We start from the raw sequence: 26,233 nt of genomic DNA on the forward strand, positions 1-26,233 counted from the left end.
TTTTACGTTTAAAAAGCCGTATTATCATTAACTAATGCATTATTCTAACGGCTAATAGGCAGAGATAACACTAGTATTCATTTGTTCAATCATTATATTTTGTTTTAAGGTATCAACTTATTGTTTAATCGGCCTTATCTTTTTCTGAAATCTTACTCACGGGGTGATTCGCCAGCTTTTGTAAAACCCCATCTAAAGTACTTTTTGCTGAGGTAGTTAAGCCCCCTTTTGCGGATTGTTCTCGGATCAGATCTTCAATTTTGTCGAATAATTGGTCGGCATTTTTTTGTAAGTTTTCATCACCCTCCTGACCAGAGATTGTTCTCTCTTCACTCTTGTTAGCATCATCAGGCGTATAATCATGTTGAGAAAACAAATTAAGCCACAGATCTGTTTTCCCCCCAAACGTCATTAATTTTTTAAAATAACTTTGCTCATCAGGGTTATTTTTTATGATATCAATCAAAGCGCAACCAAAAGAAATGGGGCTTAAGAAAAGGTCCCTTAATGCATCAAACGCTAATTTGACTTGGAAAATTACTAGTTTTTTAAAGATTGACCAGCGACTAGCAGGTTTATCCGTCATTGTTCATACTCAACAAAATCATCAGCCAAATAGCATAAACGTTAATCTTTAAAGGGTAAACAGGGTCATGAAAATGATTGTTATGGAAGTGCTAATTTCAGCATGAAGTGATTCAACGAAAGAATAGTTATATATTCCATTGAAATGATTCAATAAAAATGCGCTTTAATGAATAATCATTAAAGCGCATGGACATGAAACAAAGAAGTAAGTTTTGCTTTGCACTTATAAGTGTAGGCAAAAATTAGCCAATTGCTATTGTTGAACAAGCTTTTTTTATAACTTTTTTTAATAAACTGTTAGGGCATTGATTTCATGAACGTTTGATATTTGTCTCGACCATAAACAACCCAGTGTGGAGATGCATCGCCAGTGCCTTGTGCTTGAATACTAGGAAACTCTTTTATAACACTATCTAAGGTAAATTTTTGTTTAGGTTCAATATCAACGAACAATACATGCATGCCATTAGTCAATAAACGTTTAAAACGCCTAAAATTGATATTATCAGTTTGAATCCCGATAAACCCTCCTTCCCAGGTACAAAACCCAATAATAATAATCGAAAGAAAAACAAAGGGTAACCAACCGCTTGGGCTATTAAACCAATTCATAAAATAGGCAAAAAGCAAGGTAATAATGGCTAAAACACAACCGACCATTGCGCCAATTTTTGTTGAATGAATTACATCTTTTTTTAATACTGATTCAACTTCGTGAAGCTGTAACATAGCAACTTCAGCGTCTTGTTCGCTTAAAACATGAATTTGAGAATCTAACATGCCTTGGCTAATTAACGCTTGCTCAACTTGCGCTAAATCTTCTAACCTATCCGTAATATAATAATGTCTTAACATAAGCTACTCCTTTATCGGTAACTTCCAGCTAACGTTCGGACCTTTCCAGGTTGATTTTTCCCCTAAAAACTTACGCTTCTTCTTCAAGTAATAGCAGATAACGGTAAGTATAGTCCTAAAATAATCTAGATGTTTTATTAGCGATAAATAACAAAATCAAGCGGTTATTTTTGTGAAATATCCATGCGCATTTCGACTAAATATTCTTTAAAGCCGACTTTTTGATAAGCACGGATCGCAGAAGCATTTTCTGTATAAACATCTAAATGCATCATAGTCACTCCTTGTTCTAAACTCCATTGTGTTAATGCGTCGATAACCCGATGGTTCAATCCTTTACCTCGGTATTCTTCTTGAACAAACATAAAACCTAAATAGCTATAAAAGTTATAATTGGCATACTTTTTTGCTTGTTTTATTCGTGCATAACCACAAGCAATAATTGCTTGATTCAATTCAACCACCACTATTTGAGTATCGTTAGCGACAATCAGTGATTCCAGATCATAGTATTCAATAGGATCTACTTGTAAAGTTTCGTCATATGGACGCTCAGCTTTAATGACACCTTGCTCAAAAACCCTCAAAGCTTCAATATCTTGTATAGTCGCAGCTCGAATTTTCATATATTCACATTCGCTAACCCGTTGTTATTTCAATCATCACATGAGATGTTCAATCTTTCAATGGTATTCATTGTAAGTTTACTCGCTCACATAACCGTTTCACTAAGACACACAAAAAGTCATCGAATAATGTTGAAAATTCACTCGCAATAATTCAGCAAATCACCGTGAACCTTCCTGTTTTGATAAATGTTCCTCACAATCATATTTTCTTTGAAGAAAGATGAATTCCCCTGTAGCCTAAGGAGCGAATACTGATGCAATATAGATAAGTGCATTAGTTGTTAAGAAAAGTTGTAACGTATAAATATGAGGTTAAGTTGATAATGACTACCCCCCCTGCCATGGTAAGTATTCACGAAGAAAGTTTTGGTCAACTCTCTAATGGCACTTCAGCATCGCTCTATACGTTAACGACTCCGCAAGGCATGAAAGTTAAAATCACTAACTTTGGTGGCATTATTGTCTCGATTCTTACATTAGATAAAACGCGACGATTAGCCGATGTTGTTTTAGGCTACGACCGTGTTAGTGATTATGAGGCTGATAGTTATTATTTAGGTGCCGTTATCGGTCGATATGCGGGAAGAATCGATAAAGGACAATTTAAACTTAATGGGCATTTATATCAACTAGCGCTCAATGCCCCAGATAGCCAATTACATGGTGGCAAAAAAGCTTTAAATAAACAATTATGGCATGCAAGCACGGCACAAGAAGAAAATAAAAGTAGCATTATACTGTCCTATTCTAGCCCTGATGGCGAAGAAGGGTTTCCAGGAGAAGTCAACTTTACCGTTAAATATCATTTGACGGTGGACAACGAATTAATCGTTGAATATTTTGCGGAAACCAACAAAACCACAATAATTAATTTAACTCAGCATAGTTACTTCAATTTGGCCGGTCACGACTCGGGGAATATTCACCAACATAAAGTATCGATTAACGCTGATTACTTCCTTCCCATGTCAGAAAAAGCCTATCCTACTGGCGAAATCAAATCAGTCACCAATACCGCCCACGACTTTTCTAAAGCAAAATTTTTAGCGAAAGAGATTGATAATAATGACGATGACCAAATTCGTATCGGGCTTGGTTTTGATAATTACTGGCTGTTAAATGAAAACGCCATAGCCATGAATGAATATGCTGCGCAAGCCATTGACGAAAACTCAGGAAGACGTTTAACTATTTTTACCGATCAACCCAGTATGATTTTATATACGGCAAATTATATTGATGGCAGTCATTACGGGAAAAACAATGTGCAATATCAACGCAGAGCTGCACTTTGTTTAGAGCCTCAACGAGCAAATAATAAAGAAAAAGGGGTAAATATAGAAAATTGTTTATTAACGCCTGAACAGCCATTTTATAGCCAAACCCGTTATGTGTTTGATTTAGCCTAGAGTTAAATTGAAATAAACAGAAAACACGCCGACTAAAAAACAAAAAAGAAGTGAACTGCACTTCTTTTTTGTTTTATATTTATCACAAACGCTTACTTGTTTTAAAAGATTAAACGTCTAATAATCTTTTAATATCTTCGGTGATATTAGCGATATTGTTCACATCAACGGGGGCAATAAAGATAGTATCATCACCTGCTAACGTCCCTAAAATACCAGCGGATTCACCCATACTGTCAAGCATTCTAGAAATTAAAGGCGCGCCACCAATTCCTGTTTTAACAATAATTTGTGTATTATTATGTTTAACACTCACCACTACCGATTGAATTGCTTGGCGTGATTTAGGAATTGCCAATTCATCCGGTAAAATATAAACAACCTGATCATTAGCATTTCGCATTTTAACCGCACCGAGTTTTGATAATAAGCGCGAAATTTTAGCTTGAGAAATATTCGTAAATCCTTGGTCATCTAGCGCTTGTGCTAATTGACTTTGCGATCCATAACATTGCTCATGTAATAAAGCTTTAAAAGCGAGTTGAAGCTCAGCTTCATTTTTCTTACGTATAGATGTCATTGTCTTTTTTAATATAAATCCCTGATATAGATATATTAGCCATTTTCCCTGATTAATCCTACTTTTTATTCACTCACATAATACATTAAAACACTAAATCATTGATTGCTAAGAGTAACAAACTAATAATCATTTATTTTTGCTGAATATTTATACGAATATTACGTTTATTCTTAAAATTTCTTGCTATGTTGTCTTTAAATGACTAATTTTCGCTGCTCTGCAATCCCCATAGACAGAATATAAGGGGCTTGTTTTTGCTGGTCGATAAAGGCTTTTTTACTCGATAAACCTAACCAGTTGTGCTCAATCAAACATTGTGCAACTGCCCCCCCTAATGTTGCCCCAGGTCCTAATATAATTAATTTATCTGGCGCATATTCCTTAATCGCGACTTCTATCGCTTTGCTGAAATTATAAGGTTCGGTTACTTGTGTGGTTAATGTGTATTGGTGTAATTTATTGAGATCGGTAGAATACGGTTGCCAAATATTCCCTAAGCCATCAATTAACGGTATATCCGGTGTTGAAAACAAGGAAACCGGAAGTTGCTTCAATGCTTGTTCAGAAACACCCGACAACATAGGTGTGTGAAATGCAGCATGATTAAAAAGGTTCATTGGATAGCGCTCATCAATGATAGGCAAACGATTTTCTAAAGCTTTTAAGCCCTGTTTATTGCCGCCAAAAACCAGATATCCGCCTAAATAAATTGAGACATAAACTTCACAACCTGCTTGTTGATTCACTTCAACCAAACATTGCATCACTTGTGCTTCGCGTGATTTATCTTTTAGCCAATGTTCATCGATAATTGGATATATCAATTGACCGCCAATTAAGCCATTGCTCATCATTGAGCCCATGGTATTAATTAACTCGATAGCTGAATCGTGATTTAATGCGCCAGCTACCGCCAATGCAATATACCAACCCATTGAATTACCCGTTACGGCAACAACATCATAAAGCTCAGAATTAATGGCTTGATGATCATTATATGCACACGCGTAAATTAGAGCAGAAGCATTCTCACCGGCGGTATGCGTACGCATGCTATAGTTTTCCATTGCATCGAGTTCGCTAATGGCAAGCTGACCTTTCAACTGGCGATATTGATCAATATTCTCAATAAAAGTGAGTTTGTCACCATGATAATTTTTTAAATAGCCAAGCTCTTCTTTATTATAGGTACCACGCCCAGGACAAATCACCACAGCGCGTTGCTTTTTACTTGTCATTTTCATTTTCCTACGCTTTTGCTTTAGCATTGGCCTTAGTGCTTGTTAAACACATTTCACTGGCAATTTTAACAATATCCTCTTTACTCGGCAGCACATGATAAGCCGCACTTCCAAGAGGAATAAAACTATCTTGAGCACAAAGTCGTTGTACCGCATGCGCATCATTAGTTGCTTTTTCACAGAGTAACGCCAGAATCGCTTCGCTAATTGAACCGGTTTTTCGACACTCATCCACGATTAACACCTTTTTACAAGCTTGCGCATGCCCAATAATGCCTCTTTCATCTAGAGGGGCTAACCAACGTAAATCAACGACTCGACATTCAATCCCCTTCTTCACAAGCTCTTTTTCCGCTTGACGCGATAAGTAATAACCATTTCCATAGGTTAAAATACATAAATCCGTGCCATCGCCATGCACTGCAACAGCCAAGTCATTTTCCTCACTAGCATTATTCTCTTTCGAGATGTTAGTCGCTAAATCATGCGTGGCCGCGTCAACACTTTGCTGAGCAGGGGCTGGGTATTCAAATGTCCATAATCCATCACCTTCTTGATGTAAATCTTTCGTCATGTATAAAGCAATAGGCTCTAAAAACACCACCACACGTTGCTGCTCTTTTGCTAATTTCACCGACGTTCGTAACAATTTGACCGCATCGGCTCCGTTAGAAGGACAAGCGATAATTAGCCCAGGAATATCACGAAAGACGGCAAACGAATTATCATTATGAAAATGACCACCGAAACCTCTTTGATAAGCAAGCCCAGCAATACGGATCACCATAGGATTGGTATATTGTCCTTTAGAGAAAAACGATAAGGTTGCCGCTTCTCCGCGAATTTGGTCTTCAGCATTATGTACATACGCTAAAAATTGAATTTCAGGAATTGGCACAAAACCATTATGAGCAAGTCCAATAGCGCCACCCAAAATAGATTGTTCATCAAGTAAAGTGTTCATCACTCGATTTTTACCAAAACGTTCTACGAGTTTAGTTGTAACATTATAAACGCCACCTTTCTTTGCAATATCTTCTCCTAACAAGACAACATTTTCATGTTGAGCCATTAAATCGAGTAACGTCCAATTGATCAATTTAGCGAGATGTTGTGGCTTAGTCAGGTTATGTTTTTCGTGTTGAAAAAGCGCTTGTCGTTTTGTTTCGCTCACCAAATTAGGTAGGCTTTCTATGCTGGGCGGCACAATACTTTCCATCACTTCATTGGCATTTTGTAATCGTGGCTTTTTGACGACTTCTTCAGCAATTTTTTCTATGCGTTCAGCCATGTTTTCATAGAGTTCAATAATCTCTTCTACGGTTAAAATATGATTATCCAGTAAAATTTTAGCGCTATGGAGCAAAGGATCATTTTGCTCATTCGCTTCAATCGTTGCTTGTTTACGATACACAAACTCAGCATCTGAGCCGGCATGTCCTAATAAACGAATTAATTTCACATGAAGAAAAACCGGTTGTTGTTTTTCACGAGCCAAATTTGCAGCTTGCTGGCTGACACGATAGGTATCTAAAAGATTTAAACCATCACAAGTTAAATAAGTTAGCCCTGCTTTATTTTTATAGTTAGCTTCAATCCAACCATGGGGCGTTGAAGTGGAAATACCAATGCCATTATCTTCGCAAACAAAAACAATCGGCATAGGAAGCGATTGAAAGGCTGCCCAAGCGGCACTATTGATGGCTCCTTGCGCGGTTGAATGATTTGAGGATGCATCACCGAAACTACAAATAATTACGCTATCATTTGGCATTTCACCTTGATGCCCTAATCGCTTTGCCAAACCAATCGAAAAGGCTGCTCCCATAGCTTTAGGTAAGTGAGAAGCGATAGTGCTGGTTTGAGGGGGGATCGATAACGCTTTACTGCCTAACACTTTATGCCGACCACCCGAAATAGGGTCATCTTTTGCCGCAGCAAATGAAAGTAACATATCGTAGATAGCCGTTTGGCCATCCACTTGTTTACTACGTTGCAAGGTAAACGCGCCACTTCGATAATGTAAAAATGCCATATCATTTGCACGAAAAGCTTTAGCAATAGCAGCATTGCCTTCATGACCAGAGCTACCGATGGTATAAAAACTTTGCCCTTGCTTTTGCATGACTCTTGAATGTAAATCTAAATGACGACTGGTTACTTGTGTTTCAAACAAATCCACTAACGCACTCGGTGTCAAACCAACCTCTTTGGGGGTCAGTTGGCAGCTGAGTGATGGTAAATTTAATTGTTTAACGAAGTGAATAAAGTTTTCTTTTAAACACTGATTGCGATCCGACATTGCTAGTTACCTTCTTGCACTCAAATCATCAGCAATAACAATATTTTTATAGATTTCGTTATTGCTGAACTTAGAAATTATTAAGTTTTAAAAAAAGGCTTGAATGCCTGTTTGGGCACGCCCTAAAATAAGAGCATGAACATCATGTGTACCTTCATAAGTGTTAACCGCTTCTAAATTCATCATATGACGGATCACATGAAATTCATCAGCAATACCATTGCCACCATGCATGTCTCTGGCGGTGCGAGCAATTTCTAGGGCTTTGCCACAAGAATTACGTTTAATTAATGAAATCGATTCCGTGGCTAATGTGCCAGCATCCATTAAACGGCCTACCTGCAAACAGGCTAATAAACCAGTAGTGATTTCAGTTTGCATATCGGCAAGTTTCTTTTGAATCAGTTGCGTTGCGGCTAAAGGCTTACCAAATTGCTCACGGTCTAAGGTGTATTGTCTTGCGGCATGCCAACAAAACTCGGCAGCCCCTAAAGCTCCCCAACCAATGCCGTAACGGGCTTTATTTAAACAACCAAAAGGACCTGACAAGCCTTTAACATGTGGTAATAAATTTTCTTCAGGTACGAATACATTATCCATCACTACTTCACCGGTAATTGATGCTCGTAATGAAAATTTCCCCTCAATTTTTGGCGCTGATAACCCTGACATGCCCTTTTCTAAAATAAAACCTTTGATCACTCCGTCAAGTTTCGCCCAAATAATAAAGACATCGGCAATAGGTGAGTTAGTGATCCACATTTTATTACCGGTAAGTCGATAACCACCTTCAACTTTTTCCGCTCGGGTTGATAAACTCGCCGGATCTGATCCCGAATTAGGCTCCGTTAAACCAAAGCAGCCAATTAATTCGCCAGTAGCAAGTTTAGGTAGGTACTTCATTTTTTGTTCTTCTGTCCCGTAGGCATGAATAGGATGCATCACTAAAGAAGACTGGACACTCATGGCACTTCGGTATCCGCTGTCAACGCGTTCAACTTCACGCGCAATTAAACCGTAGGTGACATAATTAACGTCTGCACAACCGTATTTTTCTTCAATGGTACAACCTAACAAACCTAGCGCGCCTAATTCTTTCATAATCTCAGGATCAAAGGTTTCATTTCGATTCGCTAATAAAACACGTGGCTGTAGCTTTTCTTGACAATATTGGTGAGCGCTATCGCGGATCATTCTTTCTTCTTCTGAAAGTAAAGAGTCAATTAACAGTGGATCTTGCCAGTTGAAATGAGGTTTTGAAGTTGACATTAGGCTTCCTATTTAGATTAGAAAATTAATTGTTATGAACAAAGATTAAGCAAAAATTAGCTAAAGTTAAAATATAGTTTTTCTTTATCAGCTATATAATTTAGCTATAGCTTTTTTTTTACATTTCCTGAATAATCAAATAATGGATTTAAAACACCTTAATTATTTCATCACGGTTTATGAGCAAAAAAGTTTTAGCGCCGCCGCTAAACATTGCTTTATTGCCCAACCTTCAATCTCAGCAGCCATTGCACAACTTGAACTAGAATTACAACAAGCCTTGTTTACTCGCCACGCGCGCGGTGTAACGCCAACAGATCAAGGAAAAAAACTCTACCCTCTTGCCAAACAACTTATAGGTAAAGCAGACGCCATTAAACAAACATTTTTATCTCAAGGTATTCATCAAAGCTTTCGCTTAGGGGTAACCAAAGGGTTAGGAGTAAAACGAATGAGCGCTTTATTAAATGATTTTACTTCTGCCGAGCCCTCTATGGAGCTAACTTTAGTACCACAGCATGAAAACTCAGATGCTCGCATCATCATTAAAGAAGAATTAAAAGATGAGGAAAAGTATCATTTAATTTGGCAAGAAGATTATTTATTAGTGTTACCGATGAACCATCCGCTGTCATTAAAAGACGAAATACGTTTATCAGATCTAGACGGTTTGGCCTTTATTCAACGATCTCCATGCAATGCCTGGCAAATGCTTAATGACACGTTGACGCTATCGGGTATTCAATTAGACATCCGAGCCAAAATTCAAACCATAGATTATGCACTCGGCTTAGTACGAGCAGGTTTAGGTTGTGCGCTGGTGCCCGCACATCCTGAAATTATCGAAAACACGGATCTAACGTTCAAAGCAATCAATAAACTTAAATTAACGCGTGAAATTGTGCTGGCTTACCAACATCCCTCGCCCTTGTTAAACACTCTACGACAACAAGTAAAACTCATCTCAGAGAGCTAAATTTTGTCAAATGCCAAAATTCCTGTTAAAGGACTTCCCCCAACTGCATTCATTCTTACAATTTTTATACAATTCAACTCTCGAACACACAGACAATGCACATTTACATTTGTTAATATAACGTAATAAGTCGCAGGAAGTTCTGTAAAACAGTATAACTTCCTATAAAAAAGTGACGTTTAATAACACCTCAAATGGATACATAATGTAATGAAAATTAGTTTCGCTTTACTATTGATGTTGTTTATCTGCACAAATAGTTTAGCTAATGAAAAAAAACCACTAAAAGAAAGTACCGTCTTTAATAAAACCTTTAGCTGGCAGGCACAAGCGGGAGTTTCATTACAGTACACTACTTCTATTATTAAAGGGGTCAATCAAGATAACCTCGGTAATTATCTTAACATCTCAATATTATTCGACTTCTATTATAAAGGCTTCTTTATACAATCGGATCATCGCCGTGCTGATACCCATAACTTAGGTGCTGAAATTGGCTATCAACTGATTGTCGAAGACGATTGGGAATTAGATGTGATCAGTAAATCATATATTGGTGGTTTTAATCCTGAAGAAGTCATAGACATTGCTGATAAAGATATCCCCATTTTAATGGGTTTAAAATCAAGGGGAACTGCTGATGGCATTGGTATTCGTTATACCCGCTTTCACGATGATAGTATTTTTTCATTCGATATCGCCGCTTTAGCTCCATTAAGTGCGGCTGATGGCTGGGTGATGGACGCCTTTTATAGCCATATTGTTCCTTATCGCAATTGGGATATTTACCTCAACGCTGGCATGACCTATTACTCAGATAAAGTCATGAATTACTATGTTGGTATCGACAGTGAAGAAGTGTCCCCCTTGAGAGAAGAGTTTACCGCTCATCACGCATTGCGCACGCAAGTTGAAGTGTTTGCTCAGTATCCATTATCAAAATCTTGGACGTTTAATATTGGTTTAAGCCAAAATTATTACTTTGGTGATTTAAGCGAGAGTCCAATCGTTGAAACAGAAAATGCTTCCCAAATTATGGCGGGGGTACTGTATGTTTTTTAAACTAGGCGATGGAACTGCGTGGTTGAGATTAACATGGCTAGGCGCATTAATTTGCTTAGTAGCCGCATCAAAAGTAATAGCACAAGAAAACAAGCAAATACAATTATCGGCAAAACTAACCTCAGCAAATGATATTCTTTTGTCGGCCAAACCAGCTAATTGCGTGGCTTTGCACCAAGGACGAACGTGTTATGCAACGGTTGCTATTCAATGGCAAACGCCAACGATTGGAAATTTTTGTCTCTATCAAAAAACAACAAAGACTTTGATGCAATGTTGGAAAAACAGTCAAGGCGAACAAATTCAATTTGAGTTTGAATCTGATATAAAGCGCGAATATCAATTAGTCGCAGAGAAAACTAAGAGCATTATTGCAGAAACCGCTGTCAATGTTAGTTGGGTGCATAAAGCGACACCGAGAAAAAGAAGGTGGCGTTTATTCTAATGAAAATAGTAAAGAGGATCATACATGGCAACCGCTCATAAACTGCTTTTAGTTGAAGACGACCTGACATTAGCCGGTTGGGTGATAGAATATTTACAAGAACAACATTTTATTGTCGAACATGTTGCTCGTGGTGACTTAGTCCAAGAGAAAGTTAGCGAGTTTTCACCCGACTTAGTGTTGTTAGATGTTATGCTGCCGGGTCTAAACGGCATTGAAGTTTGTCGTCTGTTAAGAGAAGACTCACAACTACCGATAATTATGTTAACAGCACGTTCAGATGAATTTGATGAAGTTATAGGCTTAGAAGCTGGAGCAAATGATTATGTCATCAAACCAGTTAGACCCAGAGCGCTATTAGCACGTATTAACAGTGCGTTAAAATTTAACGTTGCGCCACCGCAAAATACCCAAGAGATTACTCTAGGACAATTAAGCATTAACAGCGAAGCAAACCGAGTAATTTATAACGGGAAGGAAATAGAACTATCCACCAGTTTATTCGCATTCCTTTGGTTTTTGGCCAACCATGCCGGTGAAGTGGTTGATCGAGACACCGTATTTAAAGCGTTGAAAAATCGAGAATATGATGGTTTAGATAGGCGATTTGACGTCATGCTTTCTACTTTAAGAAAAATCTTTAATGATGATCCACAAAGTCCAAAAAAGTTTAAAACTGTATGGGGAAAAGGGTATCTATTTGTTGCCGATGCTTGGAATGATTAACCCATGACTCGATTATTTCTCAGTATAATTATCGCAGTATTAGGATCGTTATTTTTTATTGGTTGGGGCTTAGATCAACTTGTTGCCGAACAAGAAAATCCTCAAGAGCAGAGTGATATATATATTTATAAACAACTTGTAGAAGGGTTTACTACACAGCTTAATACCCTGCCTGAAAAAGCAATACACGAGACAACCGAAAATTTTGCGAAACATTACCAACTAGCAATCACATTAGACGACATAAATAATATTGCTCTACCTGCTTCGTTACGATCGCAACTTTCACAACATGGCGGTTTACTGCTTGCTACCGATGAGCAAGCATATATATTACGAAAAATACCGCAACACCCGCAGCAGTTGGTCAAATTACAACTTCCAAGCACTTCGGAAGACAATCAACAATTGAACATAATGTTAACCGCGGTTTTATATATAGGTGTTTGTGCGATATTAATTTTATGGTTATTTCCGCTAGCACGTCGTTTATTTATCTTAACCAATGCCGCGGAAAAAATTGGCAAGGGTGATTTAGGCGTGCGCGTCCCTAATAGTCGCTTTTCCTATATCAATCGTCTTGAAAAAAGCTTCAACCAAATGGCCAGCCAAATTGAAAAATTAATGGCCGATAATAAATTATTAGCGCGTAGCCTTTCCCACGATATTCGTACGCCTATGTCATGTTTAAGGTTTGGCGTTGAAGCAGCACTTGATACTGATAATACTGCCAAGAAAAATGAGTACCTTAATAGAATGGAAGCAGAGCTTACCAATATGGAAGCAATGACTAGTGCTTTTTTATCTTATGCTGGCATGGAAAGACAAGGCATACATTTAAGATCCGAAAAAGTCGATATCAATCAATTTATAAGCAATATATGTCATGATTTTCAATCGCTTGCCGAACAATACAATGTTAAATTAACTTGTCAGTTATTGGATAAAACAATGGTTTACACCTTAGACTCTCATTGGTTTCATCAAGCGTTACAAAATTTGATCAGCAATGCCGTTCAATATGCCAGCAGCCAAGTTGTGTTATCTGTCGCAGTAAAAACGAAAACAATCGAATTTATCGTAGAAGATGATGGCGATGGTTTAGCGCAAGACGATTTAGCTATTATTTTCGATCCTTTTGTTAAGCTTGATACTGCGCGATCGAGAGAGCATGGTCATTTCGGTTTAGGTTTAGCCATTTGTCAAAAAGTTGTTCATTGGCATAAAGGTAAAATTGCTGCGACTAACTCCACAAACTTATCAGGTGCATGTTTTACAATTTCATTACCGCGTTACCTAGCCTAAGTTTCATTGAATTTTACTATCTTTAGCTGGCCTATTAAGGTTTAATAATCGGATTCAATCTAGTGCTTAATTTTCAAAACAAACTATAGAGAAACTAAATGAGTAAACCAATTAAAATTGAATATTTTACAGATGTTTTATGTGTTTGGGCGTGGGTATCACAACAACGCATTGAACGTTTAGAAAAACTGTTTGGTGAGCAAATCAGCTTCCAATTTAGATATCTCGACGTGTTTGGTGATACTCAGCAAAAAATGCAAAACCAATGGGCAGAACGGGGCCATTATCAAGGCTTTGCTGAACATGTGAAAAACTCAGCCAGCTGTGAGCCTAATGCTATCATCAACCCTAAAATTTGGCAGGAAGTACAACCGACTACGTCAACAACCGCCCACTTAATTTTGAAAGCAATTGAGCTGGCATATCATGCCGATAAAAGTAGCGAAATGGCGTTAGTATTTCGAAAAGCGTTTTATATTGACGCCCTCGACATCAGTCAGTTATCCATATTAATGCAGCTAGTTTCTGAGCACGGTTTAGAAACAACGCTTGTGCAAAAATTCGTGGAAAATGGCCAAGCTATCGCCGCCTTAATGACCGACTATCAATACGCGAAACAACAATCATTAAAAGGTAGCCCTACATTTATCATTGATAATAGTCGGCAAGTTTTATTTGGCAATGTCAGTGACAAGGTTTTACAAGCCAATATTAGTGCGCATATAAGTTAGGGCTTTCATACCCTAACTTAGTTACAAGAGAATGACTCGTTTCGCTTAATCAGTAAGTAAACAAATTTTTAACCAATTGCCGATATCAATGAGTTGCTCAGGTAAAACACTGTGAGGCATAGGGTAACTTTTCCATGTAACCGGGTAACCCGCTTGCTGAAGTAATTGATTGGCAACTTTCCCCGCAGCAAGTGGAACCACTTCATCTTGTTCGCCATGGTGTTGTAAAATCGCCGTAGATGAATTTTCCGCACTTAGCTTTTCAGGTAAAGTATCAGCACTGGGTAAATAACAAGATAAAGCAAGAATGCCCGCAAGTTTTTTAGGATATCTTAAACCGCTAAACAAGCTAACCACACCGCCTTGGCTAAAGCCCGCCAACACGATATTCTGTACATCAATGCCCGCTGCTACTTGTTCTTCAATTAATTGATGAACCAATTGCTCTGATTTTAATACGCCATCCATATCGGCTCGATTATGTAAATCCATACTTTTAATGTCATACCAAGAACGCATCACATAACCCTGATTAATCGTGACGGGTTGCTCTGGCGCATGTGGAAAGACAAAACGAATACTATGATGAGCAGGTAAACCTAACATAGGGACAACCGGGGCGAAACCGTCTCCCGAATCACCAAGTCCATGCAACCATATCACGCAAGCGGTGGCCGCATTTTTAGGTTCTATAATAATTTTTTCTAGAGATTGTGCTGACATTACTTTTCACTAACAAGAAGATTATGTCGCGTATGATAACAGCCCTTTATGCTAATCAAAACAATCTATATTTCCTATGATCTAGATTAATATCGTCATAGCGAAAGCTTGTTATGCTCGTGTTAGTTAAATTATGTAGATCACACGATGACCATGCAACGTTACCGAATGACGACTAAAATCGCATTTTTTCTATTATTTATTTTTGCTCCGTTATGCGATGTTTTTCGTTTTGACCTTGAACTGGGCCATTTCATCATTTTCGGTCAAGCATGGACAATTAGTATTGAACCTATCCTTTTTGGTGGAGGCGATAGTATTGATGCAGCGGTAAAGATATTCTCTCGGGTACTCCTTCCTGGCATAGCTTTCGTCGTATTCTCATTTATCTTAATTTGGCGGTTTGGTCGCATCTATTGTGGTTGGTTATGCCCACATTTTTCCGTGGTTGAATTACTAAATGATGTGATGTTGAAACAACTCAACAGAGTGACGTTATGGGAAAAAGCCAGCAAAAAAAATGCGGGATTGTTACCAAAGATAATTGTTACTTTAACCGCCATTTTTATCGCGTTTATATGGGCTATTTCGCTCTTAAGTTACTTATTAAACCCGGTGCAGTTACTCAATGATTTAGTGACTTTTCAGTTAGGGTTTGGCGCAACAATTTTTATTACGGCTGCAACAATTATATTTTCAATCGACTTTATTTTTGCTCGTCATCTGTTTTGTAAATATGGCTGTGCCTTAGGATTATTTCAAAGTTTAATATGGATGGCGAACCCAAAAGCAATGGTAGTAAAATTTGACAGAAAACGTGCCAAAGCTTGCCGAGAATGTAGTTTATCAAACGAAAATAAACCTTGTGATCAAGCTTGCCCTATGCGCCTACCTACTCGGAATATAAAGCGAGCAAAGTTTACTTGTACTCAATGCGCACAATGTATTGCAGCTTGCGCACAGGTACAAAAGAATAATCCCCATGGCAGTTTATTAACCTGGGTTGATGGTCAAGCGGCTAAAGAAGTAGATCGAGCGGCGGGAACAGTGAAAACATCACAGCAGCTCATTAAAAGTAAAACGATTACATAATTGAGGGAATAACTATGTATGCCATGGCAATGCAAATGCGAGTTAAAAATATGAACGTTAAATACGCTAGTTTCATTCCATTGTTACTGGTACTCACTTTCAGTAGCAAACTACCCGCAAAAGAAGTGGTCGTAGAAATATATAAAAAAGCCTTTATTCCTGCCGATATTAGGGTTGAAAAAGGAGATACCGTGATATGGAAAAACATTGAAAAGCGTCAATATCATAATGTTTGGTTTAAACAATTTAATACAGAAGAGCCTGATTACTTTTTCCCTGGTGAAAGTTATCAACGTACGTTTAATGACACGGGCGTATTTGTTTATGAATGTGGACCACACCCGAAAATGACAGGGACAGTTACCGTGCAATAAGTAAACACAGGGGTGTCACATTGATGAAAATAAACCTGTAAATCATAGTGAAAATATCTGCTCCAATAATAGGATGTTTAACGACAGCGCGCTAAATTTATTTAGCCAAATAATTTTAAAGCTCAATAACATTAAAACCTGATGATTAAGCATTGCATTGCTGAATAATTTGGGTATGATGCGCGACCTTTATTTATGTTGTGCTGGAGCTTTAAAAGTTCAATGAGAAAGTTGTTATCTTCCCCTGTAAAAATGCCTTTATCTGAAAGTGAAAACTTTATTTACCAAAACATATTAAAATATGTCCCCGAACTTAGCCTGAACTTAATGGCAATTAAAGTAGATGAACACCCGAATGACTTCTTGGGATGGTGTCATCAATTACTCAAGTTATCTCGCGATAGCATCAATATGGATTTGCTTGAGCCGGCACAATTACCGAGCCTAAAAAAATTACACGACATTCTCAAAACAAGTATTAGCCGTGCGCAAATAAAAATGACTCGCATAGCACCATGGCCGATATTTTGTCAGTTTATTCAGCAACAAAAAATAGCGCATGCCTTAGATGAGCGATTAAGATTACTTCAATATATCAACGAGATAAAAACACAGCCTTTGAGTGAAATGATTGAAGAAGACAAACTAGCCTTTGCAGGTAAACACACAAACAAACACGACATTAGCTTATATCAATTTGACGTAGAGTGGTTTGCCTCAACCAAAAGTGCGAAAGTGTTTCATCAATTATTCATTGAACAGCCACAAGCTTTTGATCAGGCTTTAAGTCATATCCCGTTAACCGGAGAGGTAACGTTAAATGAGTATGATAAATTTGTCAGTGCTTACCAAGATATCTTTTCTTCTTACTCATCTGATAAAGCGAATGACAAAAAAGCACCACTGGCGCCAGCAACACGTTTATTGGCAATGAGAAGACCCGATCAATTTATTGCCTTAACCGCCAGTAAAATCGAAACTTTCTGCCAAGGTTTTTCAATAGCCAAATTTAATAACTTCGATTTTTCTGCATATTGGCAGGACATGATAGGTACGATAAGAACTTGTGCTTGGTGGCATCAAGCATCGCCAGAGAATGAGCAAGAGCTTATTTTATGGAATAACCGCGTAATTTTACTTGATGTATTTTTGCATGCGGAAAAAGGCAGTGCGGAAAAATCTAACTACATCAAACTTCGTGATAAGCCTCTTAAGAAAACGACCAAATCAGCCCCCATGGTAAGAAAAAGAAGCAAAGAATCAGCAGAAGCGTTAATTGATCGCGCCTTAGAAGATGAAGAATTACCGGCATATTTACTCAACAAACGTGACACGTTAATTCATCAAGTGAAAGAAGGTAAAACGGTTGAGCAAGCGATCTCATTGATGCGAGCAATTTTTGGTTAAAGCCTCTTTAATTCAATACCAATATGCCCAACAAAATTTAGCAACTTGATAGCGATCTGAGCAAAATTCATATCAATGATTTGATCGGTATCAAGTAAGCATCAATCAAATTTGCAGCCATTCCCAGAACCAAGTAATTTTACCTCAGATAACGTCATTTCTTAGTAGGTTCATATGAGCGCCGTAAGTTTAGAAGCAGCAACTCAATTAAAAACTGAGTTATATTATCAAGCACAAGGTAACGAAGTTACCCTGTTTGAATACGCAAATCAGCACCAATTGCCAGTATTAATTAAAGGGCCTACCGGCTGTGGGAAAACGCGTTTTGTTACTCACATGGCTAAAAAGCTGCAAAAACCCTTGTATACAGTTTCATGTCACGATGATTTAACTGCCGCTGATTTAGTTGGTCGTCATTTGATTGGTCCTGATGGTACTTATTGGCAAGATGGACCGCTAACTAAAGCGGTACGTGAAGGCGGCATCTGTTATTTAGATGAAGTTGTTGAAGCACGTAAAGATACGACGGTGGTATTGCACCCTCTCGCTGATGATCGTCGTATTTTACCGTTAGAACGAACAGGGGAACTTATAGAAGCAGCGCCGGACTTTATGTTAGTAGTTTCTTATAATCCTGGTTATCAGAATTTATTAAAAGGGATGAAACCTAGCACTCGTCAACGCTTTGTTGCCTTGCGTTTTGAATATCCTACAATGGAGTTAGAACAAGAAATTCTTATTAAAGAAGCTGGCGCCACACCCAATTTAGCTTTCAAATTGGTTGAGTTAGCTCAAGCATTGCGCCGTTTAGAACAAAATGATTTAGACGAAGTCGCTTCAACACGTTTATTAATTTATGCAGCAAAAATGATGTCTAGCGGGATGAATCCTCTGGATGTTTGCCGCTGTTGTTTAGCAGAGCCTTTATCGGATGATCCTGAAACGATTAAAGCCTTAATGGATGTTGCCCGTATATATTTTGATGAATAACACCCAAGCATTAACAATGCATGAAGATAAAAAGCTACCTGGCGATTTAGCCATGTGGTTTTTTATTTTAGCTGAATTAACTGTTTTTGCTATATTTTTCATTAGCTTTGCCGTTACTGAACAATTAAATTCTGACATGTTCAATCAAGGAAAAGCGCAATTACACCCCATAGCGGGACTGTTAAATACACTAGCATTGATCACCAGTAGTTTTTTTGTTGCATTAGCCCTTAACACCGTCCATCAAGGTCATAGCAAGATTTCTGTCAAATGGCTGATCACAGCCCTTGTATTCGCAGTTTTATACTTAGTGGTGAAAATGTGGGAATACCAATCGCTTTTTAGGCTAGGGATCAATCTAGAAACCAACACATTTTTTACTTTGTACTTTTTAATCACTGCATTTCATTTTTTACATGTCATTTTAGGTATGATTATTCTTAGCTATATCACAATTAGAACCTACAAAGGTGCTTATCGCGACAATATTTCTGGTTTCGAAGCGGGGGCAAGTTATTGGCATATGGTCGATTTATTATGGATTATTTTGTTCCCTTTAATCTACGTTATCTAATACAAAAAGCTCAAACAGAGACAAGCAACTATGACTCGAAAACAAATTATTCTCAGTTGGTTAAGCTTAATATGCCTAACATGTATATCTGTATTTGCGAGTGATTTTATCGATAATATTCAGTTATTTATCATCGTAGTCATGTTAATAGTTTTTATCAAAGGTCAACAAATTGTCGATGTTTTTATGGAATTAAAAGCGGCCCCTACCTTTTGGCGATTATTGTTGATAAGTTATACCTTTTTAATCCCCTTAATTATTTCAATAATTTATCTCATTTAGTATAAAAACGGAGTATGGTTTATGTCACAGACAAAAAACACTTTACATTCCGCGACTATTTATCAAGCATTATACTTGACGAATTTATTATTATTACCTGGGGTATCTTTTTTGTTGCTGTTGTGGCTTTTTAGCAAAAATAGGCACCAAAAAGATTGGCATCGCATTCACTTATACCGAGCACTCCAATTTTCAATTCTTGCCGGTATCTTACTGGTGTTAATTCCTGTGCTTGTTGTATACGGTGGTAATACATTTGAAGCATCAGTAATGGTTATGTTAGTTTATTTTGTCACCATGCATGCTTTATTGGTGTTATTAGGAATGCTCAATATCTCTCGTGCGATGGCAAAAAAACTGCCCATTTATTGATGTAGCATAATGAAATCCTACTTTTCTTAACATAATTTTATACATCCCTAAAAACTTGATTTCCATCAAGTTAAATATTCTCACTGACGTTTATTATTCAGCAGCTTTTATTACTAATTAATAAGGGAAATACCATGTCAGAAAGCTTTACGAAAGGTATGGCTCGGAATATTTACTATGGGGGAAGTGTCTTCTTCTTCTTAATATTTTTGAGCCTCACTTTCCATACAACAAAAGAAATGCCAGAGAGAGACAATCGTGTCAATCTTACCGAGTCTGTAGCGCGGGGTAAGGCGTTATGGGAAGACAACAATTGTGTAGGTTGTCATTCTTTAATTGGTGAAGGTGCCTATTTCGCGCCTGAATTAGGTAATGTTTATATTCGCCGCGGTGGTGGAAATATTGATGCTTTCAAAAGCTTCATGAGAGGTTGGATGAACGCACAACCACTCAATATTCCTGGTCGTCGCCAAATGCCTAATTTTCATTTAAATGATCAACAAATTGATGATTTAGCTGAGTTTCTGAAGTTTACAGCAGAAATGGACGTTAATGATTGGCCACCAAATGATGAAGGGTAAGTAAGATGAGTACTTTAAAATTTCAATCTCAAGCCGTTGCAAAACCTTATTTTGTATTCGCACTAATCTTATTTGCAGGTCAAATCTTGTTTGGTCTGATCATGGGGTTACAATATGTTGTTGGCGACTTTTTAGCTGGCGCTATTCCTTTTAACGTTGCACGTATGGTTCATACTAACCTACTGATTGTTTGGCTATTATTTGGCTTTATGGGCGCAGCTTATTATTTAATACCTGAAGAAGCTGAAACAGAACTTCATAGTCCTAAACTGGCTATCGCCTTATTTTGGGTTTTTGCGGCAGCTGGAGTGTTAACTATATTAGGTTACTTATTAGTGCCTTATTCAACGTTAGCGCATATCACAGGCAATGAATATTTCCCAACGATGGGACGTGAGTTTTTAGAACAACCCACCATTACCAAAATAGGTATTGTTGTTGTTGCATTGGGCTTCTTATTTAATATAGGTATGACCATATTAAAAGGCCGTAAAACAGTAATAAATATGGTGCTTTTAACTGGTTTAGTTGGTCTAGCGGTTTTCTTTTTATTCTCTTTCTATAACCCGGCGAATATTGCCCTAGATAAATATTTCTGGTGGTTTGTTGTTCATTTATGGGTTGAAGGCGTTTGGGAATTAATCATGGGGGCAATATTAGCGTTCATCTTAATCAAGACGACGGGTGTTGATCGCGAAGTCATTGAAAAATGGTTATATGTCATTATCGCTATGGCACTAATCACCGGAATTTTAGGAACAGGCCATCACTTCTATTGGTTAGCTACTCCTGAGTATTGGCAGTGGGTAGGCTCTATTTTCTCAGCGTTAGAACCATTACCATTCTTTGCTATGGTGCTATATGCCTTTAACATGGTGAATCGTCGTCGTCGAGAACACCCGAATAAAGCCGCTACTTTATGGGCTTTAGGTACGGCAGTAATGGCATTTTTAGGCGCAGGTGTATGGGGTTTCTTACACACATTAGCACCAGTAAACTATTACACACATGGTTCACAAATTACCGCAGCTCATGGTCATATGGCTTTTTACGGCGCTTACGCCATGATAGTCATGACGATTATTTCGTATGCAATGCCTAAGATTCGCGGTATTGGCGAAGCCAACTGTAATCGTGCACAAGTATGGGAAATGTGGGGCTTTTGGTTAATGACTGTCGCTATGGTTTTCATCACACTGTTCTTAACCGGTGCTGGGGTATTACAAGTGTGGTTACAACGGTTACCAGAAACAGGTGAAGCTTTAAGTTTTATGGCAACACAAGACAAACTGTCTATTTTTTATTGGTTACGTGAAATAGCAGGGGTGTTTTTCTTAATCGGGTTACTTGCATATTTTAGAAGTTTCTTCGTCAAAGAAAAAACCGCTTAAATCATTGTTCGCTTATAATTTAACTCAAGCTCATCAGTTGAGTTTGAGTTAAATTTTTCATTAAGCCATGGAATATCAATGCTTACTTTAAATTTTACTGTAGAAGGCGAGACAATGAATGATCAATTACCCGTAAAACGGACAAAGAAACGTAAGTTACAAAAAGTAGCGACTTTTATTAGCTATGTTGCTATTTTAATTGCTATCGCATGCGCAGCTTTTTTATTGATGGTTGATGCAGAAGAAAAAGTGATGCGAGCCAGTCTAGGTGCCACCAGTTTTTTCTTTTTTATGGTCGGGTTAGTACTTCACACCATCGGCAATAGCGACTTACCAGATTTAACAATAAAAAAATAATTTTTGCCGCTAAAATCCTCTCTCTATTGATGTATATCACATAAATCTTCTTTACTTATTGTTACAGTGATCACATGTTTTACTGATTAATTAACAGGTTTTTATGGAAGAGTGGGTTGGCGAGCTTTGGCATAAATATATCACGCGTAAAGCAAGCACAAGTTTTGCTGATGCTAAAGTTAATTTTTCACAAGTCAGTAAATCTATCGGTATGGTTTATCGCGCACTTGGCGGTGAACATATTAAACGTGTGGAAGCCGCAACACCTCGTGATTATCTTGTCAGACGCACTATTCTTCAAAAAATATCAGGTGAAAACAAACAAATTAGTTTGGCATGGCAAGACGAAGATAGCCTTCGATTACCTGAATCTTTAGCCGTATTTCCCTCCACTGAATTAAATTATGACCTTTATATATGGTTAGCGGTTCTTGCTGCTAATCATCATGGAAAATTTCAGCATTGGGCTAATGATAATCAACGTTTAGTTGTGAAGGTACTCAAAAAATATCCGGCCATGAAACCGCGTTATCAACGATTAGCACAAGCGACGGTTGATATACGACCAGTTTTTGGCAACCTCCCAGACAATGAACAAGCCATGGAAAAGTCTATCATTGAGGCGATATTATCTCCAGGTTCAGTCAGTCATTTTCCGATCGTTAATTTTGCCCCGCAAGCGGTCCATTTGTGGCTATACCCGTCGGCGCATGTTGATCCTCAACTTTTACCTGAGTACCAAGAGAAAGATGATTTAGCGCAAGGGAAAGAAAAAACGAAACCATTAGCTAAGAGTGCGGCTAGTAGAAAAAAGGCTGAGCGCATTGACTCACCAGAAAATCGAGATGGCATGATGATTTTTCGTTTAGAAAGCATGTTTTCATGGAGTGAGTTTTCAAAATTAGACAGAGGGACTGACGATACCGAAGAAGAAGATGAACAGTATCAGAGCGTTGCAGAAGATCTTGACCAAATTTCATTATCTCAACAACAAAACCAAAAAAGTGCTTCGATAAAAATTGATCTTGACCTCCCTTCCGCATCAGAAGATGACTTTCCCATAGGGGATGGCATTTCCTTGCCAGAGTGGCATTATAAAAAACAGCAACTCGAAGCGGATCGTTGTTTGCTCCAACCTATGCTCCCAAAAGGTGCCATGCCACAAAAACTGCCAATAAAATTGCAAAAATCAGCAAAAATCATTCAAAGTCAGTTTGAACAGATGCGTAATCTACGTTATTGGTTGAAAGGACAAGCCCAAGGTGAAGAATTAGATTTAAATGCCTGGTTAGATTTTCATGTTGAAAAGCAAATATCTGCCACTCAAGAAAAAGGACTCTATCAAAGTTTTCTTGGCAATAATCGCGATATATCGACCTTGTTGTTAGCCGATTTATCCATGTCTACCGATGCATACCTTGATAATGAAAACCGGGTCATAGACGTCGTTAAAGATTCGATGATGTTATTTGCTGAAGCATTAAACAGTGTCGGAGATAATTTTGCTATGTATGGTTTTTCTTCAGTAAAAAGAAGCCATGTAAGATTTAGTTTATTAAAAAACTTTAATGAAACATACAATGATGACATTCGTGGCCGAGTTCAAGCGATCCGACCTGGTTTTTACACCCGCATGGGGGCTGCAATTCGTCAAGCCACTCAGGTGATTCACGAACAACAAAACAGTCAAAAACTATTATTGATTTTAACTGACGGTAAGCCCAATGATATTGATTATTATGAAGGCAGGTTTGGTATTGAAGATACACGTCAGGCGGTTAAAGAAGCAATAAAACTCGGTATCAAGCCATTTTGTATAACCATTGATGTAGAAGCACAAGACTACCTACCTTATTTGTTTGGTAGTGATGGCTTTACCGTTATTTTAAAACCTTCGCAGCTGCCTTTGCGTTTGCCTCAGCTATATCATCAATTAACGAGTCATTAATATGTCAAATAAAATGGTTACTTGCTTGTTTTGCCAGTCGATAAACCGTCTTGACGTTCAGCAAGAGACATCAAAAGAATATGGAAACTGTATTAACTGTGGCATGCCGCTAAGTAAAGAAACTCCCAATAGTACCAGCGCCAGAAAAAAACGTTTTCTCCCTTTATTCTGGTTTGTAGTTATTTTTTGTTTAGTGATGATCTTTTATTTACCCAGATAACTTTATTCCTGAAAAATATATAAGACGTAAAACAAGCGAGAATACATCACGCCCGTTAAAACCAAGTATAAAAAAACCGCCTAAACAGACGGTTTTTCGTGAATATCTATCTTGTATGATTTTAACTTTGATTGGCTAATTTACACGCGTCGGTAATTTTATCCCACTGGCCATTTTCTACCCAGCTTTTCGGTGCAACCCAGCTACCTCCAATGGCAAAACAATTACCTAACTTAAGGTAATCTTCCTTATTTTCCTGATTAACTCCGCCCGTTGGACAAAAACTCGTATCTGGAAATATCGAAGACATTGCGCCTATAAAGGGTGCACCGCCAGATAATGAGGCTGGAAATAGTTTTAATTCATTAAAACCAAACTCATTCGCCAATAAAATATCTGAAGTATTCGAAACCCCCGGTAGTACCGGTAAACCACATTCAGTTAATTCTGCTAATAAATTTGCTGAAATCGCTGGGGTAATAATAAAGTCAGCACCAGCTTCCTTAGCCCCTTGTAAAATCTTTTTAGATGTAATGGTACCAGCACCAACAATTAGTGATGGAAAGGCTTGTTTAATTGCTTTTAGAGCCTCTAAAGAAGCTTCCGTACGTAATACTACTTCAATTAAATGCAAACCGGCTTTAACCATAGCCTCGGTAATGGCAATACCTTGCTCTGGTGTATCTGCTTGCACAATTGGTAGCAAGACTTGTGATGCCATTAATTCTTTAAATGATTTCATATAAATACCTGTAAATTTTTATCAATAATTTAGATAAGATAATCAAGAAATCATCTTAAAGTTGCTGAACAAAGTCATTAAATAATGCTTTTGGAGCAATCGCCCCTTTGTGTTGAATAACAAAGCCCGCAGCCTTAGAGGCTTTATCAACAGACTCCGCAATTGAAGCATCAGCTAGACGAGCTCCTAAGTAGACCCCATTAAATGAGTCGCCTGCAGATGTTGTATCAACAACAGTTTTCACTGGCGTCACTTGGTGTAACTCTTTTTCACCATCTAATATTGTGATCACAGATGCCGGCCCATTTTTCACCACTAATTCTGAGATCCCGTACGATTGGCAAAAATCAATCACGCCTTCAACACTGTTAATACCGTATAAGCTGTCAAAATCTTCAACGCCAGGTAATGCGATATCCGCTAACTTAAACGCTTGTTCATAAGCTTGAATAGTTTCTTCTTTGTCTTTCCACATTCGAGCACGATAGTTAGGATCAAATACAATTTTTACCCCAGCAGTTTTAAGTTGTACTAATTTTTGCCAAAAACTCGCTCGCGCTTCAGGTTGTATTACCGCTAAAGAAATGCCACTAAAGAAAAACATATCGCCAGTAGTTAGAATGTCCGTTGCCGACTCGTCGATAAAATCCATCACTGTTCTCGCCGCAGAATTTTCGCGCCAATAAGTAAAGCTACGCTCACCTTGATCATCTAATTGAATAGAATATAACCCTGGAATTTTAGACTCTGATTGAAACACTAAATCAGTATCAATATTTTCACTTTCAAAATATTTGATCATATCGAGACTAAAATTATCTTTTCCTACGGCAGTTACTAAACGTACTTTCACGTGTGGGAAAGTGCGCTTAAGATACACAGCGGTATTAAAAACATCTCCAGCAAATGATTGTTTTAACAAATTGGATGTCGCGTCATTTGACGCGGTCATCAACTCAATCATACATTCACCAAAGAGAAAAATGTTTTTCATTTACAGAGCCTTATTCACTTTATTTAAATTTTAATTAAATAGGGTTGATGGCTAAAAGCCATCAA

At 37.8% G+C, this 26,233-nt stretch carries 29 protein-coding genes; 19 read left to right on the plus strand and 10 right to left on the minus strand.

The genetic code is table 11. The annotated features are described in order from the left end of the window. Positions 1 to 124: 124 nt before the first annotated feature. The 3 genes from ABXH06_RS01350 to ABXH06_RS01360 all read right to left on the minus strand — a co-directional run bounded on the left by ABXH06_RS01350 (position 125) and on the right by ABXH06_RS01360 (position 2,069). Positions 125 to 586: a hypothetical protein gene (locus tag ABXH06_RS01350; RefSeq protein WP_353517032.1), complete on the minus strand. Its 462-nt coding sequence runs from the start codon at positions 584 to 586 to the stop codon at positions 125 to 127. Positions 587 to 885: 299 nt separating this feature from the next. Beyond that, the gene (locus tag ABXH06_RS01355) at positions 886 to 1,443 is read right to left on the minus strand and encodes an NAD/FAD-utilizing enzyme (RefSeq protein ID WP_353517033.1); all 558 of its coding nucleotides are present in this window, start codon (positions 1,441 to 1,443) and stop codon (positions 886 to 888) included. 164 nt (positions 1,444 to 1,607) lie between these two features. Beyond that, the gene (locus tag ABXH06_RS01360) at positions 1,608 to 2,069 is read right to left on the minus strand and encodes a GNAT family N-acetyltransferase (protein WP_311578090.1); all 462 of its coding nucleotides are present in this window, start codon (positions 2,067 to 2,069) and stop codon (positions 1,608 to 1,610) included. Between the two features lie 326 nt (positions 2,070 to 2,395). On the opposite strand from ABXH06_RS01360, the gene ABXH06_RS01365 reads away from it, so the two are divergent. Further along, on the plus strand, positions 2,396 to 3,481 hold the full coding sequence (locus ABXH06_RS01365; protein ID WP_353517034.1) for an aldose epimerase family protein: 1,086 nt from the start codon (positions 2,396 to 2,398) through the stop codon (positions 3,479 to 3,481). A 109-nt stretch (positions 3,482 to 3,590) separates the two neighbouring features. Here ABXH06_RS01365 and argR read toward each other — a convergent pair whose 3' ends face one another. The 4 genes from argR to ABXH06_RS01385 form a co-directional block, all read right to left on the minus strand. Further along, positions 3,591 to 4,061 (minus strand): transcriptional regulator ArgR, encoded by a 471-nt coding sequence (gene argR / locus ABXH06_RS01370; protein ID WP_311578094.1) that lies wholly within the window; start codon positions 4,059 to 4,061, stop codon positions 3,591 to 3,593. A 197-nt stretch (positions 4,062 to 4,258) separates the two neighbouring features. After that, positions 4,259 to 5,302 carry an ACP S-malonyltransferase gene (locus tag ABXH06_RS01375; protein WP_353517035.1) on the minus strand — a complete coding sequence of 348 codons (1,044 nt, stop codon included), beginning with the start codon at positions 5,300 to 5,302 and terminating at the stop codon, positions 4,259 to 4,261. 10 nt (positions 5,303 to 5,312) lie between these two features. Beyond that, on the minus strand, positions 5,313 to 7,607 hold the full coding sequence (locus ABXH06_RS01380; RefSeq protein ID WP_353517036.1) for a dehydrogenase E1 component subunit alpha/beta: 2,295 nt from the start codon (positions 7,605 to 7,607) through the stop codon (positions 5,313 to 5,315). Positions 7,608 to 7,694: 87 nt separating this feature from the next. Continuing rightward, entirely contained in the window at positions 7,695 to 8,876 is a 1,182-nt protein-coding gene (locus ABXH06_RS01385) for an acyl-CoA dehydrogenase (protein WP_353517037.1), read from the minus strand. Positions 8,877 to 9,018: 142 nt separating this feature from the next. On the opposite strand from ABXH06_RS01385, the gene ABXH06_RS01390 reads away from it, so the two are divergent. From ABXH06_RS01390 to ABXH06_RS01415, 6 genes are all read left to right on the plus strand, one after another. Beyond that, the gene (locus ABXH06_RS01390; protein ID WP_311578105.1) at positions 9,019 to 9,852 is read left to right on the plus strand and encodes a LysR family transcriptional regulator; all 834 of its coding nucleotides are present in this window, start codon (positions 9,019 to 9,021) and stop codon (positions 9,850 to 9,852) included. Between the two features lie 210 nt (positions 9,853 to 10,062). Beyond that, positions 10,063 to 10,914, plus strand: coding sequence for a MipA/OmpV family protein (locus ABXH06_RS01395; protein WP_311578107.1), 852 nt, complete (start codon positions 10,063 to 10,065; stop codon positions 10,912 to 10,914). Beyond that, positions 10,904 to 11,359: a DUF3019 domain-containing protein gene (locus ABXH06_RS01400; RefSeq protein WP_311578110.1), complete on the plus strand. Its 456-nt coding sequence runs from the start codon at positions 10,904 to 10,906 to the stop codon at positions 11,357 to 11,359. Before ABXH06_RS01395 ends, ABXH06_RS01400 begins: the two co-directional genes overlap by 11 nt. A gap of 24 nt (positions 11,360 to 11,383) precedes the next feature. Continuing rightward, entirely contained in the window at positions 11,384 to 12,085 is a 702-nt protein-coding gene (locus ABXH06_RS01405; protein WP_311578112.1) for a response regulator, read from the plus strand. Between the two features lie 3 nt (positions 12,086 to 12,088). Further along, on the plus strand, positions 12,089 to 13,390 hold the full coding sequence (locus ABXH06_RS01410) for an ATP-binding protein (RefSeq protein WP_311578114.1): 1,302 nt from the start codon (positions 12,089 to 12,091) through the stop codon (positions 13,388 to 13,390). A 98-nt stretch (positions 13,391 to 13,488) separates the two neighbouring features. Next, positions 13,489 to 14,121, plus strand: a complete 633-nt coding sequence (locus ABXH06_RS01415; RefSeq protein WP_353517038.1) for a DsbA family oxidoreductase — start codon at positions 13,489 to 13,491, stop codon at positions 14,119 to 14,121. 45 nt (positions 14,122 to 14,166) lie between these two features. Here ABXH06_RS01415 and ABXH06_RS01420 read toward each other — a convergent pair whose 3' ends face one another. After that, positions 14,167 to 14,844: an alpha/beta hydrolase gene (locus ABXH06_RS01420; RefSeq protein ID WP_311578118.1), complete on the minus strand. Its 678-nt coding sequence runs from the start codon at positions 14,842 to 14,844 to the stop codon at positions 14,167 to 14,169. Between the two features lie 168 nt (positions 14,845 to 15,012). On the opposite strand from ABXH06_RS01420, the gene ABXH06_RS01425 reads away from it, so the two are divergent. The 12 genes from ABXH06_RS01425 (at position 15,013) to ABXH06_RS01480 (ending at position 24,432) form a co-directional block, all read left to right on the plus strand. Beyond that, positions 15,013 to 15,936, plus strand: a complete 924-nt coding sequence (locus ABXH06_RS01425; RefSeq protein ID WP_353517039.1) for a 4Fe-4S binding protein — start codon at positions 15,013 to 15,015, stop codon at positions 15,934 to 15,936. A gap of 14 nt (positions 15,937 to 15,950) precedes the next feature. Continuing rightward, the gene (locus tag ABXH06_RS01430; protein ID WP_353517040.1) at positions 15,951 to 16,310 is read left to right on the plus strand and encodes a cupredoxin domain-containing protein; all 360 of its coding nucleotides are present in this window, start codon (positions 15,951 to 15,953) and stop codon (positions 16,308 to 16,310) included. 222 nt (positions 16,311 to 16,532) lie between these two features. Next, a complete protein-coding gene (locus tag ABXH06_RS01435; RefSeq protein ID WP_311578125.1) occupies positions 16,533 to 17,717 on the plus strand; it encodes a hypothetical protein in 1,185 nt (394 codons plus the stop codon). 174 nt (positions 17,718 to 17,891) lie between these two features. Then, the gene (locus tag ABXH06_RS01440; protein WP_353517041.1) at positions 17,892 to 18,707 is read left to right on the plus strand and encodes a CbbQ/NirQ/NorQ/GpvN family protein; all 816 of its coding nucleotides are present in this window, start codon (positions 17,892 to 17,894) and stop codon (positions 18,705 to 18,707) included. After that, entirely contained in the window at positions 18,700 to 19,281 is a 582-nt protein-coding gene (locus ABXH06_RS01445) for a cytochrome c oxidase subunit 3 family protein (protein WP_311578130.1), read from the plus strand. Before ABXH06_RS01440 ends, ABXH06_RS01445 begins: the two co-directional genes overlap by 8 nt. 30 nt (positions 19,282 to 19,311) lie before the next feature. Next, entirely contained in the window at positions 19,312 to 19,563 is a 252-nt protein-coding gene (locus ABXH06_RS01450; RefSeq protein WP_353517042.1) for a cytochrome C oxidase subunit IV family protein, read from the plus strand. Positions 19,564 to 19,584: 21 nt separating this feature from the next. Then, positions 19,585 to 19,935 carry a hypothetical protein gene (locus ABXH06_RS01455; protein ID WP_353517043.1) on the plus strand — a complete coding sequence of 117 codons (351 nt, stop codon included), beginning with the start codon at positions 19,585 to 19,587 and terminating at the stop codon, positions 19,933 to 19,935. Positions 19,936 to 20,069: 134 nt separating this feature from the next. Next, complete coding sequence (locus tag ABXH06_RS01460; protein ID WP_303448891.1) at positions 20,070 to 20,516, plus strand: c-type cytochrome; 447 nt, start codon at positions 20,070 to 20,072, stop codon at positions 20,514 to 20,516. A gap of 5 nt (positions 20,517 to 20,521) precedes the next feature. After that, positions 20,522 to 21,907, plus strand: a complete 1,386-nt coding sequence (locus ABXH06_RS01465) for a cbb3-type cytochrome c oxidase subunit I (RefSeq protein ID WP_311578135.1) — start codon at positions 20,522 to 20,524, stop codon at positions 21,905 to 21,907. Positions 21,908 to 21,985: 78 nt separating this feature from the next. Then, entirely contained in the window at positions 21,986 to 22,264 is a 279-nt protein-coding gene (locus ABXH06_RS01470; protein ID WP_353517044.1) for a hypothetical protein, read from the plus strand. 103 nt (positions 22,265 to 22,367) lie between these two features. Then, entirely contained in the window at positions 22,368 to 24,212 is a 1,845-nt protein-coding gene (locus ABXH06_RS01475) for a nitric oxide reductase activation protein NorD (RefSeq protein ID WP_353517045.1), read from the plus strand. Position 24,213: 1 nt separating this feature from the next. After that, positions 24,214 to 24,432, plus strand: coding sequence for a DnrP protein (locus ABXH06_RS01480; RefSeq protein ID WP_353517046.1), 219 nt, complete (start codon positions 24,214 to 24,216; stop codon positions 24,430 to 24,432). Between the two features lie 121 nt (positions 24,433 to 24,553). Here ABXH06_RS01480 and eda read toward each other — a convergent pair whose 3' ends face one another. Together eda and ABXH06_RS01490 are read right to left on the minus strand one after the other, a co-directional pair. After that, complete coding sequence (gene eda / locus ABXH06_RS01485; RefSeq protein ID WP_311578145.1) at positions 24,554 to 25,174, minus strand: bifunctional 4-hydroxy-2-oxoglutarate aldolase/2-dehydro-3-deoxy-phosphogluconate aldolase; 621 nt, start codon at positions 25,172 to 25,174, stop codon at positions 24,554 to 24,556. A gap of 55 nt (positions 25,175 to 25,229) precedes the next feature. Next, positions 25,230 to 26,168: a sugar kinase gene (locus ABXH06_RS01490; RefSeq protein WP_353517047.1), complete on the minus strand. Its 939-nt coding sequence runs from the start codon at positions 26,166 to 26,168 to the stop codon at positions 25,230 to 25,232. Positions 26,169 to 26,233: the final 65 nt, after the last annotated feature.

It is taken from the genome of Thalassotalea sp. SU-HH00458 (assembly GCF_040362795.1).
In the GTDB taxonomy this organism is placed as follows: Bacteria; Pseudomonadota; Gammaproteobacteria; order Enterobacterales; family Alteromonadaceae; genus Thalassotalea_H; species Thalassotalea_H castellviae.

Coding starts and splice junctions, on each gene's coding strand:
- ABXH06_RS01350 (WP_353517032.1), bottom strand. CDS start 586: ATGACGGATAAACCTGCTAGTCGCTGGTCAATCTTTAAAAAACTAGTA.
- ABXH06_RS01355 (WP_353517033.1), bottom strand. CDS start 1,443: ATGTTAAGACATTATTATATTACGGATAGGTTAGAAGATTTAGCGCAA.
- ABXH06_RS01360 (WP_311578090.1), bottom strand. CDS start 2,069: ATGAAAATTCGAGCTGCGACTATACAAGATATTGAAGCTTTGAGGGTT.
- ABXH06_RS01365 (WP_353517034.1), top strand. CDS start 2,396: ATGACTACCCCCCCTGCCATGGTAAGTATTCACGAAGAAAGTTTTGGT.
- argR (WP_311578094.1), bottom strand. CDS start 4,061: ATGACATCTATACGTAAGAAAAATGAAGCTGAGCTTCAACTCGCTTTT.
- ABXH06_RS01375 (WP_353517035.1), bottom strand. CDS start 5,302: ATGACAAGTAAAAAGCAACGCGCTGTGGTGATTTGTCCTGGGCGTGGT.
- ABXH06_RS01380 (WP_353517036.1), bottom strand. CDS start 7,607: ATGTCGGATCGCAATCAGTGTTTAAAAGAAAACTTTATTCACTTCGTT.
- ABXH06_RS01385 (WP_353517037.1), bottom strand. CDS start 8,876: ATGTCAACTTCAAAACCTCATTTCAACTGGCAAGATCCACTGTTAATT.
- ABXH06_RS01390 (WP_311578105.1), top strand. CDS start 9,019: ATGGATTTAAAACACCTTAATTATTTCATCACGGTTTATGAGCAAAAA.
- ABXH06_RS01395 (WP_311578107.1), top strand. CDS start 10,063: ATGAAAATTAGTTTCGCTTTACTATTGATGTTGTTTATCTGCACAAAT.
- ABXH06_RS01400 (WP_311578110.1), top strand. CDS start 10,904: ATGTTTTTTAAACTAGGCGATGGAACTGCGTGGTTGAGATTAACATGG.
- ABXH06_RS01405 (WP_311578112.1), top strand. CDS start 11,384: ATGGCAACCGCTCATAAACTGCTTTTAGTTGAAGACGACCTGACATTA.
- ABXH06_RS01410 (WP_311578114.1), top strand. CDS start 12,089: ATGACTCGATTATTTCTCAGTATAATTATCGCAGTATTAGGATCGTTA.
- ABXH06_RS01415 (WP_353517038.1), top strand. CDS start 13,489: ATGAGTAAACCAATTAAAATTGAATATTTTACAGATGTTTTATGTGTT.
- ABXH06_RS01420 (WP_311578118.1), bottom strand. CDS start 14,844: ATGTCAGCACAATCTCTAGAAAAAATTATTATAGAACCTAAAAATGCG.
- ABXH06_RS01425 (WP_353517039.1), top strand. CDS start 15,013: ATGACGACTAAAATCGCATTTTTTCTATTATTTATTTTTGCTCCGTTA.
- ABXH06_RS01430 (WP_353517040.1), top strand. CDS start 15,951: ATGTATGCCATGGCAATGCAAATGCGAGTTAAAAATATGAACGTTAAA.
- ABXH06_RS01435 (WP_311578125.1), top strand. CDS start 16,533: ATGAGAAAGTTGTTATCTTCCCCTGTAAAAATGCCTTTATCTGAAAGT.
- ABXH06_RS01440 (WP_353517041.1), top strand. CDS start 17,892: ATGAGCGCCGTAAGTTTAGAAGCAGCAACTCAATTAAAAACTGAGTTA.
- ABXH06_RS01445 (WP_311578130.1), top strand. CDS start 18,700: ATGAATAACACCCAAGCATTAACAATGCATGAAGATAAAAAGCTACCT.
- ABXH06_RS01450 (WP_353517042.1), top strand. CDS start 19,312: ATGACTCGAAAACAAATTATTCTCAGTTGGTTAAGCTTAATATGCCTA.
- ABXH06_RS01455 (WP_353517043.1), top strand. CDS start 19,585: ATGTCACAGACAAAAAACACTTTACATTCCGCGACTATTTATCAAGCA.
- ABXH06_RS01460 (WP_303448891.1), top strand. CDS start 20,070: ATGTCAGAAAGCTTTACGAAAGGTATGGCTCGGAATATTTACTATGGG.
- ABXH06_RS01465 (WP_311578135.1), top strand. CDS start 20,522: ATGAGTACTTTAAAATTTCAATCTCAAGCCGTTGCAAAACCTTATTTT.
- ABXH06_RS01470 (WP_353517044.1), top strand. CDS start 21,986: ATGCTTACTTTAAATTTTACTGTAGAAGGCGAGACAATGAATGATCAA.
- ABXH06_RS01475 (WP_353517045.1), top strand. CDS start 22,368: ATGGAAGAGTGGGTTGGCGAGCTTTGGCATAAATATATCACGCGTAAA.
- ABXH06_RS01480 (WP_353517046.1), top strand. CDS start 24,214: ATGTCAAATAAAATGGTTACTTGCTTGTTTTGCCAGTCGATAAACCGT.
- eda (WP_311578145.1), bottom strand. CDS start 25,174: ATGAAATCATTTAAAGAATTAATGGCATCACAAGTCTTGCTACCAATT.
- ABXH06_RS01490 (WP_353517047.1), bottom strand. CDS start 26,168: ATGAAAAACATTTTTCTCTTTGGTGAATGTATGATTGAGTTGATGACC.